General features: G+C 65.8%; 15 protein-coding genes. 8 read left to right on the plus strand and 7 right to left on the minus strand.

The window, feature by feature from the left end:
* Window positions 1–141: 141 nt before the first annotated feature.
* The 7 genes from IFU00_13795 to uraH all read right to left on the minus strand — a co-directional run bounded on the left by IFU00_13795 (window position 142) and on the right by uraH (window position 9,036).
* On the minus strand, window positions 142–1,374 hold the full coding sequence (locus IFU00_13795) for a type II secretion system F family protein (protein MBD8543353.1): 1,233 nt from the start codon (window positions 1,372–1,374) through the stop codon (window positions 142–144).
* Between the two features lie 20 nt (window positions 1,375–1,394).
* Window positions 1,395–3,119: a type IV-A pilus assembly ATPase PilB gene (pilB, locus tag IFU00_13800; GenBank protein MBD8543354.1), complete on the minus strand. Its 1,725-nt coding sequence runs from the start codon at window positions 3,117–3,119 to the stop codon at window positions 1,395–1,397.
* Between the two features lie 300 nt (window positions 3,120–3,419).
* On the minus strand, window positions 3,420–4,988 hold the full coding sequence (locus IFU00_13805; protein ID MBD8543355.1) for a chemotaxis protein: 1,569 nt from the start codon (window positions 4,986–4,988) through the stop codon (window positions 3,420–3,422).
* Window positions 4,989–5,054: 66 nt separating this feature from the next.
* Complete coding sequence (locus IFU00_13810; protein ID MBD8543356.1) at window positions 5,055–5,456, minus strand: hypothetical protein; 402 nt, start codon at window positions 5,454–5,456, stop codon at window positions 5,055–5,057.
* A gap of 9 nt (window positions 5,457–5,465) precedes the next feature.
* A complete protein-coding gene (locus tag IFU00_13815; protein MBD8543357.1) occupies window positions 5,466–6,704 on the minus strand; it encodes a hypothetical protein in 1,239 nt (412 codons plus the stop codon).
* A gap of 213 nt (window positions 6,705–6,917) precedes the next feature.
* Complete coding sequence (locus IFU00_13820; GenBank protein ID MBD8543358.1) at window positions 6,918–8,681, minus strand: DUF4153 domain-containing protein; 1,764 nt, start codon at window positions 8,679–8,681, stop codon at window positions 6,918–6,920.
* Between the two features lies 1 nt (window position 8,682).
* On the minus strand, window positions 8,683–9,036 hold the full coding sequence (gene uraH, locus IFU00_13825) for a hydroxyisourate hydrolase (GenBank protein MBD8543359.1): 354 nt from the start codon (window positions 9,034–9,036) through the stop codon (window positions 8,683–8,685).
* A gap of 208 nt (window positions 9,037–9,244) precedes the next feature.
* Here uraH and IFU00_13830 point away from each other — a divergent pair, with 208 nt between their 5' ends.
* From IFU00_13830 to IFU00_13865, 8 genes are all read left to right on the plus strand, one after another.
* Window positions 9,245–9,592 carry a response regulator transcription factor gene (locus IFU00_13830; protein ID MBD8543360.1) on the plus strand — a complete coding sequence of 116 codons (348 nt, stop codon included), beginning with the start codon at window positions 9,245–9,247 and terminating at the stop codon, window positions 9,590–9,592.
* Window positions 9,592–10,764, plus strand: coding sequence for a sigma-54-dependent Fis family transcriptional regulator (locus IFU00_13835; protein ID MBD8543361.1), 1,173 nt, complete (start codon window positions 9,592–9,594; stop codon window positions 10,762–10,764). The genes IFU00_13830 and IFU00_13835 overlap by 1 nt, the downstream gene beginning before the upstream one ends.
* 85 nt (window positions 10,765–10,849) lie before the next feature.
* On the plus strand, window positions 10,850–11,797 hold the full coding sequence (gene puuE / locus IFU00_13840; GenBank protein MBD8543362.1) for an allantoinase PuuE: 948 nt from the start codon (window positions 10,850–10,852) through the stop codon (window positions 11,795–11,797).
* 119 nt (window positions 11,798–11,916) lie between these two features.
* Window positions 11,917–13,386 carry a xanthine dehydrogenase small subunit gene (gene xdhA, locus IFU00_13845; protein MBD8543363.1) on the plus strand — a complete coding sequence of 490 codons (1,470 nt, stop codon included), beginning with the start codon at window positions 11,917–11,919 and terminating at the stop codon, window positions 13,384–13,386.
* Between the two features lie 10 nt (window positions 13,387–13,396).
* Window positions 13,397–15,730 carry a xanthine dehydrogenase molybdopterin binding subunit gene (gene xdhB, locus IFU00_13850; GenBank protein ID MBD8543364.1) on the plus strand — a complete coding sequence of 778 codons (2,334 nt, stop codon included), beginning with the start codon at window positions 13,397–13,399 and terminating at the stop codon, window positions 15,728–15,730.
* Between the two features lie 2 nt (window positions 15,731–15,732).
* Window positions 15,733–16,725, plus strand: a complete 993-nt coding sequence (gene xdhC, locus IFU00_13855; GenBank protein MBD8543365.1) for a xanthine dehydrogenase accessory protein XdhC — start codon at window positions 15,733–15,735, stop codon at window positions 16,723–16,725.
* On the plus strand, window positions 16,725–18,029 hold the full coding sequence (gene guaD / locus IFU00_13860) for a guanine deaminase (protein MBD8543366.1): 1,305 nt from the start codon (window positions 16,725–16,727) through the stop codon (window positions 18,027–18,029). Before xdhC ends, guaD begins: the two co-directional genes overlap by 1 nt.
* 84 nt (window positions 18,030–18,113) lie before the next feature.
* On the plus strand, window positions 18,114–19,607 hold the full coding sequence (locus IFU00_13865) for an adenosine deaminase (protein ID MBD8543367.1): 1,494 nt from the start codon (window positions 18,114–18,116) through the stop codon (window positions 19,605–19,607).
* Window positions 19,608–19,773 lie beyond the last annotated feature (166 nt).

Below are 19,773 nucleotides of genomic sequence, written 5' to 3' on the forward strand. Positions count from 1 at the left end.
GATGCGCACATTTTCACAAGCAAGGAAAGGCGGACGGACTCAGGCTGTAGCTTTACCCGGGACAGAGGTAGAGCTGCTGCGGCCTAGTTGAGATCCACGCCGCGTTTACCGCGAAGTTATCCAAAAACCTGCAGACCTCGCTTACACCACCGAACCCAGCTTGAAGATCGGCAAATACATCGCCACCACCAGCCCGCCGATCAGCACGCCCAGAATCACCATGATCAACGGCTCCATCAGCGACGACAGCGCCGCGACAGCCTCGTCGACTTCTTCCTCGAAGAAGTCCGCGACCTTGCCCAGCATGGCGTCGAGCGAGCCGGATTCTTCGCCGATCTGCACCATCTGGATCACCAGGTTCGGGAACACGTCGACATTCTGCATCGACGCCGTCAGGCTCGTGCCGGTGCTGACCTCGTTCTGGATCTTGCGTGTCGCTTCCAGGTAGACGGCATTGCCGGACGCGCCACCGACCGAATCGAGCGCCTCCACCAGCGGCACGCCGGCAGCAAACATGGTGGCCAGCGTGCGCGTCCAGCGCGCGATGGTGGCCTTGCGGATCACGGGGCCGAAGATGGGCAGGCGCAGCAGCAGGCGGTCCATCGCCTGCTGCATCTTCAGCGAGCGGCGCCAGGCCTGGAAGAAGAAGTAGCCGGTGGCGAACATCGAGCCGAAGATCAGGTACCACCAGGTGACGAAGAAGTCCGAGATCGCCATCACCACCAGCGTGGGCGTGGGCAGATCGGCGCCAAAGCTTTCGAACACCTGCTTGAAGGCCGGCACCACCCAGATCATGATCACGGCGGTGACGATGAAGGCGATGGCCAGGATGGCGATCGGGTAGGTCAGCGCCGACTTGATCTTTCCCTTGAGCGCGAGCGTTTTCTCTTTGTAGATTGCCAGGCGCGTGAGCAGGTCTTCCAGGATACCGGCCTGTTCGCCGGCCCCGACCAGATTGCAGAACAGCGGATCGAAGTACAGCGGAAACTTGCGGAATGCGCGGTTCAGGCTCGTGCCGGTCTCGACGTCGTTGCGCAGATCCTGGATCAGCTTGGCCATCGACGGGTTGCCGTGGCCCTTGCCGACGATGTCGAACGATTGCAGCAGCGGTACGCCGGCCTTCATCATCGTCGCGAGCTGGCGCGTGAACATGGTCAGGTCCTTGTCGGTGATCTTCTTGCCGCTGCGGTAGACCTTCTTCTTGACCTTGGTGACCATGATGCCCTGGCGGCGCAGCGTCACGTTGACGATCGCTTCGCCGCCGGCGCGCACTTCGCCGCGCACGGTCCGCCCGGTCTTGTCCTTGCCTTCCCACGCGTACACGTTCTCCTTGACCTGTGCGCCGCGGCTCTTGGGGGATAGGGAAGTTGCCATGGGGGTTCCTGTTCAGGGTCTTATTCGTTGGTGCAGCCGAGGACTTCTTCGACGCTGGTCAGGCCTTGCTTGACTTTCATCAGGCCCGAGCGGCGCAGCGAATTCACGCCTTCCTTCTCGGCCTGGGCCGCGATTTCCATCGCATTGCCATTGGCGAGGATCAGTGCTTCGATCGCGGGCGAGATCGGCATGATCTGGTAGATGCCGACCCGGCCCTTGTAGCCCGAGCCCAGGCAGCGGTCGCAGCCGACCGGGCCGTACGGCTGCCACGAGTCGTCGATGTCGGTCTCACGGTAGCCGGCGGCAAGCAGCGCTTCGTGGCTCGTCGCCAGCGGTTGCTTGCAGGTGCACAGGCGGCGCGCGAGGCGCTGGGCCGTGATCAGGATGACGGACGAGGCGATGTTGAACGGCGCCACGCCCATGTTCATCAGGCGCGTCAGTGTCGACGGCGCATCGTTCGTGTGCAGCGTCGAAAACACCATGTGGCCCGTCTGCGCAGCCTTGATCGCAATGTCGGCTGTTTCCAGGTCGCGGATCTCGCCGACCATGATGATGTCGGGATCCTGGCGCAAGAAGGACTTCAAAGCAACGGGGAAAGTCAGGCCGGCCTTTTCGTTGACGTTGACCTGGTTCACGCCGGGCAGGTTGATCTCGGCCGGGTCCTCCGCGGTCGAGATATTGATGCCCGGCTTGTTGAGCAGGTTCAGGCAGCTGTACAACGAAACGGTCTTGCCGGAGCCGGTCGGACCGGTCACGAGCACCATGCCGTAGGGGCGGGCGATGGCGTCGAGCAGCAGCGCCTTCTGGTCGGGATCGTAGCCGAGCGCGTCGATGCCCATCTGGGCCTGGGTCGCGTCCAGGATACGCATGACGGTCTTTTCACCGAACAGCGTGGGCAGCGTACTGACACGAAAATCGATCGTGCGCGTGGCCGACATGATCAGGCGCATGCGGCCGTCCTGCGGCACGCGCTTTTCGGCGATGTCCAGGCGCGCCAGCACCTTGATGCGCGAGACCAGCTTTTCGCGGATCGCCAGTGGCGGCGAGGCGTGGTCGCGCAGCACGCCGTCCACGCGCAGGCGAATGCGGTAAAACTTTTCAAAGGGCTCGAAGTGGATGTCCGATGCGCCCATCGTCACCGCGTCGATCAGGATCTTGTTCAGGAAGCGCACGATTGGCGCGTCCTCGACATCGTTGGCCGCCTCGGGCGGCGCGGCTTCCTTGTCGTCGTCGGCGAACTCGATCGCCGCTTCTTCGCCGGCCAGGTCGCTCAGGTCCTGCTCGGCGCCCTTGGCGATGGCTGCCAGCAGCGCCAGCAGGGCGTCGTGCGGCACGATCACCGGTTCGACCGTGGCCTCGCTCTGAAACTTGATCTGGTCCAGCGCCTGGCTGTTGGTGGGGTCGGACAGCGCGACCGACAGCTTGTTGCCGCGCTTGGCCAGCGCGATCACGCGCTGGGCCTGCATCAGCTTGGCGTCGATGGCGCTGGCGGGCAGCACGCCCACCGAAAAGGCCGACAGGTCGAGCAGCGGATAGCCGAACGTCTCGGCGCAAAAGGCGGCCAGCGTACGCGCCTCGATCGCGCCACTGGCCAATAGCGCATCGATGAACGCGATCTTTTCCTGCGCGGCCTTCTTGTGCAGCATGTCCGCCTGCACGGCGCTCAGGCGGTTGGCCTGGACGAGCGCGCGCGCAAGGCCCGACAACGGTGTGCCGGTGGTCGGATGAGGGAGGACTGCTGCCATATGAGCCGGGTGTGGGTACCTCAGGAAAGTGACCAGGACGCCAGAGTCACCGGCGGATCAAGGGATGATGCCTATGGGCACTAATTTTGTAAAGGATTTGGTGTGACGTGCAGCAAGACGGGCATGTGGACAATCTGGCATGGATGCCGGATCGTCCACATGGCGCTGCGCGCATCGGCCGCGCTACAGAGTGAGCCGCCTTGGCGGCGATGAAACACTCTTGGTAAAGCCATTACGGTTGTGGTCGCCTTGCAAAGCTGGGTTTTCGCAACACTTCAGCCCGTCAATACTGCATGCGTTCTAGTGTGCGAGCGCCAGGCGCTTGGCGGCGGCCGAGCCCGTCACGCCAGGCGCATGCGCGAGCTTGAACACGGCCAGCGCATCGGTCAGGTGGCCGGTCTGACCTGTCAGCGATTCGGCCGCAGCTGCCGCTTCCTCGACCAGCGCCGCATTTTGCTGGGTCATCGCGTCGATGCTGCCGATGGCCAGGCCAATGTCTTCGATGCCCGCGTTCTGGCGTGTACCGGCGTCGCGGATTTCGAGCATGATGGTTTGCACTTTACCCACGGCCTCGACGATCTGCGCCATCGTCACGCCGGCCTGGTCCACCAGCGCGCTGCCGGCGCCGACCTTGGCGACCGAGTCGCCGATCAATTCCTTGATCTCCTTGGCAGCTGATGCCGAGCGATGCGCCAGCGTGCGCACTTCGCTGGCCACCACGGCAAAGCCGCGGCCCTGCTCGCCGGCGCGGGCTGCTTCGACGGCCGCGTTCAGGGCCAGGATATTGGTCTGGAACGCGATGCCGTCAATGGTGGCGATGATGTCGACGATCTTTTTCGACGAGGCGCTGATGTCGCCCATTGTCGTCACCACGCCGCCGACGACGTCGCCGCCGCGCGAGGCGATCTCGTTGGCCGTGACCACCAGCGCACTGGCTTCGCTGGCGTTGGCGGCGTTCTGGCGCACTTCGCCTGTCAGCTCGGCCATTGCGCGTGTGGTGCGGTCGACGTTCGATGCCTGCGACTCGGTGCGGCTGGCCAGGTCGGCATTGCCGCTGGCAATCTCGCTGCTGGCACTGGCGATGGCGTCGGCCGACGCCTTGATGTCGCCCACCAGCGTCGACAGGCGCGTGCGCATTTCCTTCAGCGCGGCCAGCAGGCTGCTGTTGTCGCCCGCGTCGGTGTGGATCTCCATCGACAGGTCGCCGGCGGCCACCGCCTGCGCGATCGTGCGCGCGTAGGCCGGCTCGCCGCCGAGCTGCTGCCAGATCGTGCGAACCATGAACCACGAAATCGCCACCAGCACCGCGATCACGATCAGGGCCGACAGCACCATCGCGATCACGGTCTGGCGCACGCTGTTCTGGCTGGCCTCGATGCCGGCGGCGAACTGGCGCTGGGCCAGGTCGGCCGTCTTGGCCAGGTCGGCATTGAGCGCAGCCAGCGCTTTCTGCATGGCGCCGACGGTGGCTTGCGGGTCGCCTTGCTCCAGTTCGAGCATGATGCGGGCCGACGACAGTGCCGGCGTGTAGTACGCGTTGAATTCGGTGTTCAAACGTGCGCTCGTGGCTTGCTGGCCGGGGATCTTGGCGAGCTCGCCCAGTGCGGTGCGCACCTTGGCGGCCTGGTTATTGGCCTGGTCGACGAGCGCCTTGTCATTCTCGGTGACGGCATCGGTCAGCATGACGGTGACGGCCCCGATGTCGAGCGACAGGACCTTGACCGCGTCCATCAGCGGATAGTCCACCGACTCGGTGGTGGTGATCGACTTCAGGGCGCCGTTTGCGATGGTCGCGCTGATGCCGGCCCCCAGGCCGAAGATGATGGCGGAAATGATGGGCAATGCCCAGATCCTGCGCTTGATGCTCATGCTTGTCTCCAGATACAACGCCCGCCACGCGGCGCAGAGCCGGTGGCGGGCGTGGTTAGTACTTGCTTATGGGGTGAGGACGACCTTGACGCTGGCATCGACGGCGCTCTTGTCGATGTAGCCGATGGCCTTCGGGTTGGCGGCGACGGCGGCCTTGACGGCGGCGTGGTCGGCGACTTCCTTCGGCATCGTGGCCTTGCCGGTAAACACTAGCTTGGACCACAGGGCCTTGGCCTGGGCCGCGTCCTTGTCCGCGACCTTCTTGTAGAACTCGGCGCGCACCGGGGCGCTGTCGGGCTGGTCGATCGGCGTCATCGACGTCGATTTACCGAGGAAGAACTGGGCGACCTGGTCCTTGGTCAGCGCGCTCTCGGCGGCCTTCGGATTGACGACGACGACGACTTCGGCGAGGGCCGGCAGTGCAGTGAAAGCGGTGCTCAGGCAGGCGGCGATGAGGAATTTTTTCATGGGCGCTCCTTAGAACACGAAGTCGAGCGCGACGGCGCCGACGGTCACAGGACCGGAGAAGCCCGGCTTGACATTGATGAACAGGCCGTTGCCGGTTGGCTTGATGCGGTCGATCTGCACCTTCAGTGCGGCCGACTTGTAGAAGTCCCAGCGCACGCCGATGGTGTCGGTGGTCTGCTCGCCCTGGCCAACGCCCGAGACGGCAATGCGACTCACGCCGGCGCGCAGCGCCTGCAGGGTCGGGGTGCAGGCGGCCGGGAAGCCGGCCGGGCAGGCGGTCGGCACGGTGTTGTTGATGGTGCTGTCGATCTTCAGTTCCGAGCGCGTGTAGTACGGCAGGAACTTGCCGATGCGGTAGCCGCCCATCACGTACCACGACGTGGTGTCGTTGATGTAGGTCTCGGTCTTGCGCTTGGCAAATTCGCTTTGCAGCACGAAGTTGTTCCAGTCGGCGGTCAGGCCGATCGAATTGAACGTGCCCTTGTCGCCTTTGGCTTCCACTTCGCTTGCCAGCGCGGTCAGCTGGGGCAGGCGGTAGCCGGCGCCAGCGGCGCGCAGCGAGCCGACCAGCGTATTGAGCGATGGCAGGTCGTCCAGCGTGACCTTGGTGCGGGCGTGGCCCACGCGCAGCGTGAACGGGCCGTTTTCGGCCACCAGGTTCAGTGCCAGGATGTCCTTGCCGCGCACGTGGAAGCTCGTCACCGGCGCCTTGGTGCTGCCGGCTGCGAACTGCGTGGTCAGGCTGGTGTTGCCGAACTCGTGGCGCCAGGTGATGTCGGCGCCGTCGACGCTGTTGAATGGCACTTGCGAATACACTTCCGACGGTGGGCGCAGCATGGTGTTGGCATACCCGACGTTGCGGTAGTCCGAGATCATGAAGATCGGCAGACCGACGCGGCCCACGCGCACGCTCAGTTCATCCGAGATGCGGAATTTGGCGAAGGCCCAGCTCAATTCAGCGCCATAGCCTTCTTCGGCATCCTTGCGCACCAGACCCTGGGCGGTCAGCGACAGCCAGTCGTTGACGGTGTAGTCGGCTTGCAGGCCGAGGTTCGAGTCGATGCCGGTGCGGAAATCACCCGCGCTGCCACTGGCTTGATTCGGGCGGGCAAATTCGGCGCGGTCGTCATCCGCATAGGTGGCGGCAGCGGTGCCGAAACCGCTGATTTTGACGGCGTTCTCCTGTGCTTGTGCGACCGACGCGCACAGAGGCAGCGCCAGCAGACTGGCGATCATTGTTTTTTTCATAATATGGATGTGCGGTAACGTAAGCTGCTGGAAACGACGGCGCTGACAAGGGCAGCAGGCAGGAGCGCCGGTACATACTGGAATTTATTCTATCCAGACGGCAATATTCACAGCAACAGTTTTATGACATCCCGAGAGTATTGGAGATATTTCCGGTTGGAATGTGGCCTGACTGACACACAATGTGGTCAGAACACATTCCTTTATTGCAAGTTAATCGACAGGCTTGACGGATGGCGCAGTGCAATCCAGATGACCGGGATCGTTTTGCAGGGGGATGCGGCGGCCATCGATCTCCAGATCCGCCAGCACCGGCGGCGCAGCGCGCAAGCGGCCAGCACGCATGGCGTTGAACAGCGGCGTGCAATCGCCAAGCATGACGGGCAGGCCGGCAGCCAGTCCCCACGCGCCGCGTGCGTCCTGCTGCAAGACGGCGCCGCCATCTGCATCGCCATTGCCATCAGCGTCGACCACCACGACCTCGGGCCGGGCGTCGCCGCCCAGATCGAGCACGAATGCGTCGCACACCGCGTTCTGACTGCGCATGCATTGCGGCAGGCGCGCCCATTGGGGCGTGCGGCGCCAGTCGGTCTGCGCGAAGCCGGCCGGCAGCGTGGCGCCCGTCGGCCATACGCGCAGCTGCTCGGCCGGGTTCATGACGCCGGTGTCCTGGGCAGGCTGGCGCAGGCGCGCCAGTTCGGTCTGCAGCCAGGCAGCATCCGGGCCGGTCGTGCTGCCCTGCAGGCGGGCCAGTGCAGCGCGGCCGTAGCGCGCGCCGTGATGCCACAGATAGGCCACGTCCAGTTGCCGTAACGTGATCTGGCCGGCATCCAGGCGCGCCAGTTGGCTCGCCACGGCGATGCGGCCCGGATCGCCGGGCGGCGAAAGCAGCAGCGCCAGCACGCCGAGCACCGCGAAGGCAGCGGCGATGTTTACGCCGGCCAGCGTGGGCAGCCAGCCGCGCCGCAGGGCCGCTGCCGCATAGCCGCCGGCATAGCAGGCCGCCACCAGCAGGCAGGCGGCGGCGATCACGCGGTCAAGCGACCAGCCATGATCGAGCACGCGCAGCGCGAGGGCGTAGGCGGCGAGCAGCGTCAGCGGCACCAGCAGCAGGCTCGCCACGCGCGCCGAGACGGCGATGACACGCGCCGGGCGCTCGCTGCCATCCTGCCAGGCCGCATTGATCAGCACCACGAAACTGGCCGCCGCCGACAGCAGCACCCCGGCGGCGCTGCGCGTGGCCCACAGCGGCTCGAGCCCGGTAAACGGCAGGCTGGCCAGGAAGCCGCCCACCAGCAGCGTGAGCACCGGCAAGGTCCACGACAGCAGCACGTGCACCAGATTGCGGATGCCGCGCACGATGGCCGGCTTGACGTCGGTCAGGTGCAGTGCGCAGGCGAAGGCGAACGCGGTGACGGGAATGGAGAACCAGGCCTTGCGCATGGCCTGGCTCAGGAAGTCGAGCCGGATCAGGTCGAACAGTGATGCGCCCAGTTGCAGCACGAGCCAGGTCGCGCCGACGAACAGGGCGCTGAAGGCGAGCTGCAGGCCGAAAGTCCAGGCCACGTCAAAGTACGTGGCATATGCTGCGATGCGCCGGCGCTCGCGCGCGCCGGCAAGTACCAGCGCATGGGCGATGAAGCAGCCGGTCGCCAGGCACACCGTCAAGGGGCCGGACGGGGTCGGGCGCAGCACGTCGACGCCGCCCAGCCGGCGCCAGATGTCATGCACCGCCAGCAGCGCGATCGCGCTGGCCGCGCTGGCGCCCCAGCCTGCCAGCGTCCGGCGCGGCAGATGCCCGAGGCCGGTGATCAGGATCACCGGCAGCAGCACGCCGAGCATCACCAGTGGCGCGAACAGCAGGGGAACCGTCGCGGGCCAAAGCGTATCCTGCAGCGCCGTGTAGAGCAGGTACAGCAGCACGCCCTGGGCCAGGCCGATGCCGATGCGGGCGGGGCCGAGCCGGTGCGGCGCCAAGCTAACTGCCCCGGTAGGTCGAGTACGACCAGGGCGTCATCACCAGCGGCACGTGGTAATTCTGGTCCGTGGCCGCGATGCCGAAGCCCAGCGTGATGCGGTCCAGAAAGCGCGGGGTGGACAAGGCCACGCCGCGCGCCGCGTAATAGTCCCCGGCATGAAACACCAGCTCGTACTGGCCGGGCTGCATCGTTGCTGCCTCGAGTAGTGGCGTGGTGCAGCGGCCATCGTCGTTCGTCACATCGGCCTTGAGCAGCGTGCGGCCTGCCGCGTCGATTGCGTACAGTTCGACGGTGATGCCGGCGCCGGGGCAGCCGTGCGCGGTGTCGAGTACGTGGGTGGTGAGTTTGCCCATGCGTGTCCTCCCTTTCTAGTGATAGCTCATCATAACGCGCACGAAGTCGGTGACGAAACCTGTAGTTCCACCAAGGCGCGCCGGCCGCCTGCACAGCGCAGCAATACCGCGTGCCGGCATGAATGCTGGAGTTGATGCCTGGCAAGCCGGTGTATCATGAGGAATGACAGGTAAATGGCACGTATTAATCGTAGACGACGAGCTGGATTTGCTCGAGAGCGTCGCATGGCTGCTCGAAACTGAAGGCTTCCGGGTGTCAACGCACGACGACCCGCGGCAAGCCGTGGCCGCCATCTGTGACGGGTTGAGCCCGGATCTGGTCATGCTCGACTATCGCATGCCGTGGTTGAACGGCTCGCAGACACTCAGGCAGATGCGGGACTGCGGGTTGACGGCGCCTGCAGTACTGGTGTCGGCCATGGCGAGCCTGGCCGCTGAATCGGCCGCTGCCGGCTTTAATGAGGCGTTGTCCAAGCCATTCGAGTTCGACCAGATGGTCCGCCTGATGCGAAGCCTGCTGCCAGGCGGGCGCGCGCCAAGTGCAGGAATGGCCTGATGCATTTTCTGTCCAACGTCAGGCATCCCGATGTCGAGCAGGTGCGCGCCGTGTGGGAACGCTACGTGCAGCACCAGGAGCTGGCGCCGGACACGCTGCGGCCGTACGTGCTCAGGGCGTGGAACCGCGCACGCGCCAGTGGGTGCAATCCGCGCCTCGGCCGCGCCGATCTGCTGGGGGAACACGACACACAGCAGCTGCTCGCAGAGCGTCACGAGCTCATCACGGCGACAGCGCCTTTTCTCGGGGCCTTGTCCAGAGCGGCAGGTGAGAACCGGCACGCGGCGATGCTGGCGGACACCGACGGCCGGCTGCTGTGCCTGGCCGGCGACGCTGAAACCATGGCCGATGAAAACTTCCCGCGGCCGGGCTCCCTGCTCGATGAGGCGCATGCCGGCGCCAACGGCATTGGCACCGCCATCGCCGAGAACGGCTATGTGGAACTGGTCGGCCCCGAGCATTTCATCGAGGGCTTTCATGCCTTCACGTGCCAGGGTGTACCGATCACCGGACCGCAAGGGCCGATGGGCGTGCTGAGCATGTCGGTGCGGACGCTGGCCACGGCCGACCGTGTGCGTGACATCCTGTTCTGCGCCACCGAAGCGGTGGAATGCGAGTTGCTGGCCAAGTGGCTCTCCGGCATCAGCGGCCACGAGATGGCGCACACGCTGGAACGCCTGCGGCAAGACATGCTGCAACGCCTGACGAGCGCCCGCCTGCGCATGGAGGTTGCGGCGCGCCGGATCGCCGCTGGCGCCGACGTCACCGCCATGGTGCAGACCTCCAAGACGATGAGCGCGCAGTTCGCCCGCCAGGCGCGCACCTGGCGTGTGCTGGCGCTCGAGCGCACTGGCCCGGCCCAGCCCGAGCCTTTGGCGCTTGCGGACATCGTGCAGGACCTTCTGGATCTGCTGGCCACCGAAGCGCGGGTGGTCGGCGTGCAGTTCGAGTGGGGCGCCGCCGACCGTGTGAGGGTGCTGGACGATCACCAGGCGCTGACGCGCCGCCTGCTCGGTGGCTTCCTGTCGGGCCTGCAGAAGGCGGCACCTGGCTCGACGCTGGTCGTCGATGTCGGGGCGGTTGCGGGGCTCGGGCGCACTGCGCTCAAGGAACGCTTCATCGACGGCCGGGTGCGCCCGGGACCGGTGGTTGAATCGTTGCAAGTGACATAGAGAACGACAGACCGGGCATCCACACTGGACTGCTGCACGCATGGCATGGCACGATGTGAGTGGACCAACTCCCTCTGGAATGCGCATGCCAACCTTCTACCCGCGCGACCTGGCCGGCTACGGCCGCACGCCGCCTCATCCGCAGTGGCCGGGCAGGGCGCGTATCGCGCTGCAGTTCGTGCTCAACTACGAAGAAGGCGCCGAGAACAATGTGCTGCATGGCGATGCGGCGTCCGAAACGTTTCTTTCCGAGATCGTCGGCGCCAGCGCCTTCCCCGCGCGACACATGAGCATGGAGTCGCTCTACGAATACGGCTCGCGCGCTGGCCTGTGGCGCCTGCTGCGCCTGTTCGAGGACCGCAAGCTGCCGCTGACCGTGTTCGGCGTGGCGCAGGCGCTGGCGCGCCATCCCGACGCGGTGGCTGCGTTCCAGGAACTGGGCCATGAAATTGCCTGCCACGGGCTGCGCTGGATCTCGTACCAGAACGTCGACGAAGCCACCGAGCGTGCGCATCTGCGCGAAGCGGTGGCGATTTTCCGCGACCTGACGGGGGCGCCGCCGCAGGGCTGGTACACGGGGCGCGATTCGCCCAACACGCGCCGCCTCGTGGTCGAGCATGGCGGCTTTGCCTACGACGCCGACCATTACGGCGACGACCTGCCGTTCTGGCAGCAGGTCGAGGCGGCGGGGCCGGATGGAGCGATGCGCCGCACGCCGCACCTGGTGGTGCCGTACACGCTCGACACCAACGACATGCGCTTTGCCTCGGCTGGCGGCTTCAATTCAGGGACGCAGTTCTTTGATTACCTGAAGGACGCGTTCGACGTGCTGTACGCCGAGGGCGATCCGGATGGCCTGAATCAGCCCAAGATGCTGTCGGTCGGCCTGCATTGCCGCCTGGCGGGCCGCCCGGGCCGCACGGCGGCGCTGGCGCGCTTTCTCGATTACGTGGGCCGGCACGACAAGGTCTGGGTCACGCGACGCATCGATATCGCCAATCATTGGAAAATGGTGCATCCTTGCCCCGTGTGATGGCGTTGCATTATATGTTTCATGATATGAGCAATATCATCCATTGATTATGGGTTGGTGGGCCGTGGATGGTAGCCTTCCGCCTTTGGCGTTCAGCAATCCACTCACCAAAGACAGGCATGTCAGAACCGATCCGATTCCTCTACCAGGGCCAGGTGCGCGAACTGCGCGACGTGAAGCCCACGCAAACCATCCTGCAGCATCTGCGGGAGGACTTGCGCTGCACCGGCACCAAGGAAGGTTGCGCCGAAGGTGATTGCGGCGCCTGCACCGTTGTGATCGGCTCGCTGGAAGATGGCGAACTGGCGCTGCGCGCCGTGAACGCCTGCATCCAGTTCACGCCGACGCTCGATGGCAAGGCGCTGTTCACGGTCGAAGACCTGGCGCAGCCCGATGGCGCTCCCCATCCCGTGCAGCAGGCGCTGGTCGAATGTCACGGTTCGCAGTGCGGCTTTTGTACGCCAGGATTCGCGATGTCGCTGTTCGGCATGTACCTGAAGCAGGAAGGGCGCCCGCCATCGCGCTGCCAGATCAACGATGCGCTGTCCGGTAACCTGTGCCGCTGCACCGGCTACCGCCCGATCATCGACGCCGCGCGCCGCATGGTCGAACTGCCGCCCGTCGCCTTCGACCGCGCTGCACTGGCCGAGCGCCTGCGCGCGCTGCAGCGCAGTCACGGCTTCACCTACGCCGCGCATGGCCAGCACTTCCATGTGCCGCGCACCGTGGCCGAACTGGCGGCGCTGCGCGCTGACCATCCGGCCGCCGTGCTGCTGGCCGGTTCGACCGACGTCGGGCTGTGGGTGACCAAGCACCTGCGCGAACTGGGCGACGTGATCTATCTTGGCCAGGTCGCCGAGCTCAAAACGATGCGCGAGCTTGACGGCATGCTGGAGATCGGCGCCGGCGTCTCGCTGCAGGACGCCTACGAGGCACTGGCTGCGCGCTACCCAGCTGAATTGACGGAACTCTGGCAGCGTTTTGCGTCGCTGCCGATCCGCCACGCCGGCACGCTGGGCGGCAACGTGGCCAACGGCTCGCCGATCGGCGACTCGATGCCGTGGATGATCGCGCTGGGCAGCCAGGTGGTTCTGGCCAGCAGCGCCGGGACGCGCGTGCTGGCGCTGGACGACTTTTACCTGGGCTACCAGAAGAAGGACTTGCAGCCCGGCGAATTCGTCCAGGCCGTGCGCGTGCCGCTGCCGCAATCGCGGCCGGGCCTGCGCTTTCGCACCTACAAGCTGGCCAAGCGCTTCGACCAGGACATCTCGGCCGTGTGCGCCGCGTTTGCCATCGTGCTCGACGGCGAGACGATCGTCGACGCCCGCATCGCGTTTGGCGGCATGGCCGCAACGCCACAGCGCGCCGCGCAGGCCGAAGCCGCGCTGCTGGGCCAGCCGTGGAGCGAAGACGTCTTGAGCGCTGCGATGGCGGCGCTGGGCCGCGACTATGCGCCGCTCACTGACGCGAGGGCTTCCAGCAGCTACCGGATGCGCACCGCGCAGAACCTGCTGCGCCGCTTCTGGCTCGAGACGCGCCTGCACGACCCGCTGCCCGCGCAGGCAGTCAATGCCTTTGCCGGCGCCTGAGGAGACGACCATGAACGACGGCGGCATCAAGAACCTGGACGTCTGGGCCGAAGTGGGCCGCGCGCGCAAGCACGAGTCGAGCGAACTGCACGTGCGCGGGGGCGCGACCTTCACCGACGATATCGCCGAGCTGGCCGGCACGCTGCATGCGGCGCTGGGCCTGTCGTCGCACGCGCATGCGCACATCACCGCCATCGACCTGGCGCCGGTGCGGGCCAGCGCCGGCGTGGTTACCGTGCTGACCGTGGCCGACATCCCGGGCCTGAACGATTGCGGTCCGATCATCCACGACGACCCGATCCTGGCCGATGGCCTGGTGCAGTACGTGGGCCAGCCGATCTTCATCGTCGTCGCCGACAGCCACGACAACGCACGCCGTGCGGCGCGCCTGGCGCAGGTGACGTACGAGGACCTGCCGGCGATCCTGACGCCGCAGGCAGCGCGCGCTGCGCAATCGTATGTGCTCCCGCCGATGCGCCTGACACGCGGCGATGCAGAAGCAGCGTTCGCGCGCGCGCCGCACACCGTCAAGGGTCAGCTGTACGTGGGCGGGCAGGAGCAGTTCTACCTCGAAGGCCAGATCGCGTATGCGATTCCCGGCGAAGACCGCGGCATGCACGTGTATTCGTCGACCCAGCACCCGAGCGAGATGCAGCACGTGATCGCCCATGCGCTCGGCCTGCACTCGCACCACGTGACGGTCGAGTGCCGCCGCATGGGCGGGGGCTTCGGCGGCAAGGAATCGCAGTCGGCACTGTGGGCCGCCGCGGCCGCCATCGCCGCAGTGCGTACGGGCCGCCCTGTCAAGCTGCGCGCCGACCGCGACGACGACATGCTCGTCACCGGCAAGCGCCACTGCTTCCATTACGAGTACGAAGTCGGCTACGACGACGCGGGCCGCATCCTGGCCGCGCGGGTCGACATGGTCACGCGCGCCGGCTACTCGGCCGATTTGTCGGGCCCCGTGGCCACGCGCGCCGTCTGCCACTTCGACAATGCGTATTACCTGTCCGACGTCGACATCCGCGCTGCCTGCGGCAAGACCAACACGCAATCGAACACCGCGTTTCGGGGTTTTGGTGGTCCGCAGGGCGCCATTGCCATCGAATACGTGCTGGATGAGATCGCGCGCAACCTGGGCCGCGATGCGCTCGATATCCGGCGCCTGAATTTCTACGGCGCGCAGGATCGCAACGTCACGCCCTACGGCCAGACCATCGTCGACAACGTCATCCCCGAACTGGTGGCCGAGCTGGAAGCGGGCAGCGACTACCGCGCACGCCGCGCGGCCGTGGACGACTACAACCGCACCAGCCCCGTACTCAGGAAGGGGCTGGCGCTCACGCCGCTCAAGTTTGGTATCGCGTTCAACGTCACGCACCTGAACCAGGCCGGCGCGCTGGTGCATGTTTATGTGGACGGCTCCATCCTCGTCAACCATGGCGGCACCGAGATGGGGCAGGGCATCAACACCAAGGTGATGCAGGTCGTGGCGCACGAACTGGGCGTCGAACTGGGGCGCGTGCGCGCTACCGCCACCAACACCAGCAAGGTCTCGAACACGTCGGCCACCGCCGCCTCGACCGGCGCGGACCTGAACGGCAAGGCGGCGCAGGATGCCGCCGGCAAGATCCGCGCGCGCCTCGCGCAATTCGCCGCGCAGCAGTATGGGGGCGCGGCCAGCGACGTGCGCTTCGCGGCCGGCACCGTGTTCGTCGCCGGCTTGGCGCTGCCGTTCGGGGAACTCGTCGCCAAAGCCTACCTGGCGCGCGTGCAGCTGTGGTCCGATGGCTTCTATGCCACACCCGGCCTGCACTGGGACCCGAAGACGATGACGGGTCGCCCGTTTTCGTACTTCGCGTACGGCGCGGCGGTGTCCGAAGTGGTGGTCGACACGCTCACCGGCGAATGGAAGCTGCTGCGCGTCGACGCGCTGTACGATGCTGGCCGCTCGCTGAATCCGGCGATCGACATCGGCCAGGTCGAAGGCGCGTTCATCCAGGGCATGGGGTGGCTGACGACCGAAGAACTGTGGTGGAACCCGGCCGGCAAGCTGATGACGCATGCGCCGTCGACCTATAAAATTCCTGCGGTCTCGGACTGCCCGGAGGATTTCCGCATTGCGCTGTTCGACAACGCCAACGTCGAAGACAGCATCCACCGCTCCAAGGCCGTGGGCGAGCCGCCGCTGCTGTTGCCGTTCTCGGTGTTCTTTGCGCTGCGCGACGCCATCTCGAGCGTGGGCGGGCACCGGGTCAATCCACCACTGAACGCCCCCGCGACGAGCGAAGCCATTCTGGATGCGATCGCGTTCGTCGAAGGCGCCGCCGGGGCGCGCGCTTGACGATGGACTGGTTGCGCGCTCAAGGCGATGTGCCGTCCGTGCTGGTCACGGTGGCCGCCGTGAAGGGCTCGGCGCCGCGTGAGCCGGGCGCGAAGATGCTGGTGCGCACACACGATTTTGACGACACCATCGGCGGCGGCCATCTCGAACACCGCGCGCTGGAGATTGCGCGCACGATGCTGCAGCTTGGCGAAGCGCGTCGCTCCGAGCGCTTTGCGCTCGGCCCGAGCCTGGGCCAGTGCTGCGGCGGCGTCGCCTGGCTGGCGTTCGAACGCTTCGATGCCGCGCAGGTCGAGATTCTTCGCGCACGCCGCAACGTCGACACCTGGCGCCTCGTTGCGCTTGACGGCGCGTTCGAGTGGGCCTTGTTCGACGACACGGCGCTGCTCGCGGGCACGCCGGACGCGCCAGCGTTCGAACGCGTACCCGAGGCCCGGGTGCTGGAAGGCGAGGGCGGTCGCCGCTGGCTGCTCGACCCGGTCCTGGCGCCGCGCGCGCACCTGATGCTGTTCGGCGCCGGCCACGTCGGCGCCGCCATCGTGCGCGCGTTGGCCGAGTTGCCGTGCCGCGTGACGTGGGTCGACGAACGCGACGCCATGTTCCCGGCCTCCATTCCCCCGAACGTGACGATCGAGGCGACCGATACGCCCGAGGCGCTGGTAGAACACGCCGCGCCCGGTACGAGCTTTCTCGTCATGACCCACAGCCACGCGCTCGACCTGCGCCTGTGCCATGCAATCCTGGCGCGCCCCGCGCATCCGGCCACGCCCGACTGGTTCGGCCTGATTGGATCAGGCACCAAGCGCAGCCAGTTCGAAGCACGCCTGCGCGAGCGCGGCATCGACGATGCGCGCCTGGCCAATATGGTCTGCCCGATCGGCCTGCCCGGGATTGCCGGCAAGGCCCCGGCCGTGATCGCAGCGTCGAGTGTGGCGCAATTGCTGGCCGTGTGGGAAGCTGCACATCACCCCGAACCTCAACCGGAATTCCTGTAATGCCCACTGCATCACCCAATGTGCAGGCCTATCGCGCCAGCCTGCTGCACTTTCGCGCCGATCCGGCGTTCGACGACGGCGCCGCGCTGTTGTACGAAGACGGCCTGCTGATCGTCGAGGATGGCCGCATCCAGGCCGCTGGCGACTACGCCGCGCTCGCGCCCACGCTGCCTGCGGGCCTCGAACCCGTCGACTACCGCGGCAAGCTGATCGTTCCCGGCTTCATCGACACGCACCTGCATTATCCGCAGACCGACATGATCGCCTCGCCGGCCCCGGGCCTGCTGCCGTGGCTCGAGACCTATACGTTCCCGACCGAGCGCCGCTACGAAGATCATGAAGATGGGCGCTCGACGGCCGACTTCTTCCTCGACGAGCTGCTGCGCTGCGGGACCACCACGGCAATGGTCTACTGCACCGTGCACCCGCAATCGGTCGACGCGTTCTTTGCCGCGAGCGAAGCGCGCAACCTGCGCATGGTGGCCGGCAAGGTGCTGATGGACCGCAACTGCCCGGACTTTTTACGTGACATCGAAGGCGAATTGGGCGAGAGCGAAGCGCTGATCAAGCGCTGGCACAAGCGCGGCCGCGCGCTGTATGCGATCACGCCGCGCTTTGCGCCGACGTCGACCGAGGCCCAGCTGCGCCTGACGGGCGAGCTGGCGGCGGCGTATCCGGACACCTTCATCCAGACCCACGTGGCCGAAAACCGCGACGAGTGCACCTGGGTGGGCGAGCTGTTCCCGCAGGCGCGCAGTTATCTCGACGTGTACGACAGCTATGGCCTGATGCGCCCGCGCGCGATGTTTGGCCACTGCATCTGGCTCGACGACGAGGACATGGCGCGCATGGCGGCCACCGGCTCGGCCGCCGCCGTGTGCCCCACGTCGAATCTGTTCCTGGGCAGTGGCCTGTTCGATTTCGAGCGCGCCGACAAGGCCGGCATGCTGCTGTCGCTGGGCACGGACGTGGGCGCCGGCACGTCGTTCTCGCTGCTGCAGACGATGAATGAAGCGTACAAGGTCGCGCGCATGAAGGGCAGCTACCTGACGGCGCTACGGATGTTTTATCTCGCCACGCTGGGCGCCGCGCGCGCGATGGGACTGGACGACACGATCGGCAGCTTCGCGCCCGGCCTCGAAGCGGACTTCGTGGTGCTTGACCGCGAGGCGACGCCGCTGATGGCGCGCCGCACAAGTCACAGCCACTCGCTCGAAGAGTTGCTGTTCGCGCTGGCGCTGCTGGGGGATGACCGTACGGTGGCCGCGACGTATTCAAATGGTCGCCTCGTCCACGAAAGGTAGGGTTGGCAATATTGCCAACCCCGCACGAAGGCGTTAGAGTTGGGCGCTTGTCATTTATCCGCCATCCATCCTGAAAGTCTCACCATGCACAAGTATTTGCCCGGCAGTGCGCTGCTGGCGCTGGCCGTCGTCGCTTCGCCCGTCCTGGCCCGGGCGCCATCGGTCACCGCCAACGAAGCGGCCACCGCGCGCCACTACGCCAACCTGATCGAGGGTAGCACGCCGCGCCTGTCCGAGCTGACGATGTTCTTCACGCAGATGCCCAAGGGTGGCGATTTGCACCACCATTATTCGGGCGCGATCTATGCCGAGACCTATGTCGATTTCGTCGACAAGCAGGGCTTCTGCATCGACAAGAACACCTACCGCATCGAGACCGACAAGGCGACCATCGCCGCGCAGCGCGCCAAACCGGCGGCTGAACGCACGTGCCTGTCGGGCGCACAGGTCAATGCCGACGAAAACACCTGGCGCGAGCTGGTCAAGCGCTGGTCGAACAAGGATTTCAGCAACCACGTCGCGATCCAGCCGGCGCCGGACCGCCTGTTCTTCGGCACCTTCGGCTACTTCGGCCCGGTGGCCAACGACAACCTGCGCGAAGGCCTGCAAGAGATCAAGGCGCGCGCCATCGCCGAAAATGTCGGCTACATCGAAACGATGTTCCTGCTCTCGCCATTCGTGGCCAACGCCGCCTTCGACACCAGCACCCGCGCCAGCGTGAACGACGACGCGGCGCTGGGCGCCCAGTTGCGCGCCGAGCTGGCGGCGCTGGACGCGAACACCGCCTACAACACGTCGATCGACAGCTTCGTCGCGCAGATCAACGCGGCCTCGGAAGGCATCGACGACGAGCGCTTCACGATGCGCTACCAGAACTACACGCTGCGCCTCCTGGCACCGTCGCAGGTGTTCTCGGCGATGGTGTCGAGCTTCAAGGCGGCCGCCAAGGGCGGGCGCATCGTCGGCGTGAACATCGTCGGCCAGGAAAGCCTGCACGTGTCGATGCGCGACTACCTGCTGCACATGAAGATGTTCCGCTTCCTCAAGACCGTGTACCCGGACGTCAAGGTGGCGATGCATGCGGGCGAGCTGGCGCTGGGCGAAGTACCGCCGGAAGGCCTGAAGTTCCACATCGACAGTGCCCTGGGCATTGCCGGCGCCGACCGCATCGGCCATGGCCTGGACCTGGCGCATGAAGCCAACGCACCGGCCATCATCAAGACCATGCGCGAGAAGGATATTCCGGTCGAGATCAACCTGACCTCGAACGCATTCATCAGCGGCGTGGCCGGCGCGGATCATCCGATCCACCTGTACCGCAAGTATGGCGTGCCGTATGTGATTTCGACCGACGACGCTGGCGTGACCCGCCACACGCTGTCGCACGAGTACGTGCAATTTGCCAGCCAGTTCAAGCCTTCTTACGCGGAAATCAAGAAGGCGTCGTACAACAGCATCCGCTACGCCTTCCTGCCCGTTGCAGAAAAACAACGCTTAACGAAACAGCTCGATGGGCGTTACGCCCGATTCGAGGCGCAAGTCGCTGCCATGGCGCCCCAGGCAGCGCGCGCGAAATAAAGTGTGTCATCCCCGATCCGGCGCTCGCCGGATCGCCTGCCTGTCATAAACGACCTTCGACTTTTCGGCACTTAGTTAATTCAGAAGTAAGGTTTGTCGTCTTCTCGCTACACAATTCTGTGTTGCACCGCTGGTTCTACTGATTTTTTGCCGAAAAAATTTCACC

The sequence above is a fragment of the Oxalobacteraceae sp. CFBP 8761 genome, assembly GCA_014841595.1.
In the GTDB taxonomy this organism is placed as follows: Bacteria; Pseudomonadota; Gammaproteobacteria; order Burkholderiales; family Burkholderiaceae_D; genus Telluria.

Excerpts from the sequence above, each read along its gene's own strand:
- IFU00_13795 (MBD8543353.1), bottom strand. The coding sequence starts at position 1,374 with ATGGCAACTTCCCTATCCCCCAAGAGCCGCGGCGCACAGGTCAAGGAG.
- IFU00_13815 (MBD8543357.1), bottom strand. The coding sequence starts at position 6,704 with ATGAAAAAAACAATGATCGCCAGTCTGCTGGCGCTGCCTCTGTGCGCG.
- xdhB (MBD8543364.1), top strand. The coding sequence starts at position 13,397 with ATGAACGACGGCGGCATCAAGAACCTGGACGTCTGGGCCGAAGTGGGC.
- IFU00_13805 (MBD8543355.1), bottom strand. The coding sequence starts at position 4,988 with ATGAGCATCAAGCGCAGGATCTGGGCATTGCCCATCATTTCCGCCATC.
- IFU00_13865 (MBD8543367.1), top strand. The coding sequence starts at position 18,114 with ATGCACAAGTATTTGCCCGGCAGTGCGCTGCTGGCGCTGGCCGTCGTC.
- guaD (MBD8543366.1), top strand. The coding sequence starts at position 16,725 with ATGCCCACTGCATCACCCAATGTGCAGGCCTATCGCGCCAGCCTGCTG.
- puuE (MBD8543362.1), top strand. The coding sequence starts at position 10,850 with ATGCCAACCTTCTACCCGCGCGACCTGGCCGGCTACGGCCGCACGCCG.
- xdhA (MBD8543363.1), top strand. The coding sequence starts at position 11,917 with ATGTCAGAACCGATCCGATTCCTCTACCAGGGCCAGGTGCGCGAACTG.
- IFU00_13810 (MBD8543356.1), bottom strand. The coding sequence starts at position 5,456 with ATGAAAAAATTCCTCATCGCCGCCTGCCTGAGCACCGCTTTCACTGCA.
- uraH (MBD8543359.1), bottom strand. The coding sequence starts at position 9,036 with ATGGGCAAACTCACCACCCACGTACTCGACACCGCGCACGGCTGCCCC.
- xdhC (MBD8543365.1), top strand. The coding sequence starts at position 15,733 with ATGGACTGGTTGCGCGCTCAAGGCGATGTGCCGTCCGTGCTGGTCACG.
- pilB (MBD8543354.1), bottom strand. The coding sequence starts at position 3,119 with ATGGCAGCAGTCCTCCCTCATCCGACCACCGGCACACCGTTGTCGGGC.
- IFU00_13835 (MBD8543361.1), top strand. The coding sequence starts at position 9,592 with ATGCATTTTCTGTCCAACGTCAGGCATCCCGATGTCGAGCAGGTGCGC.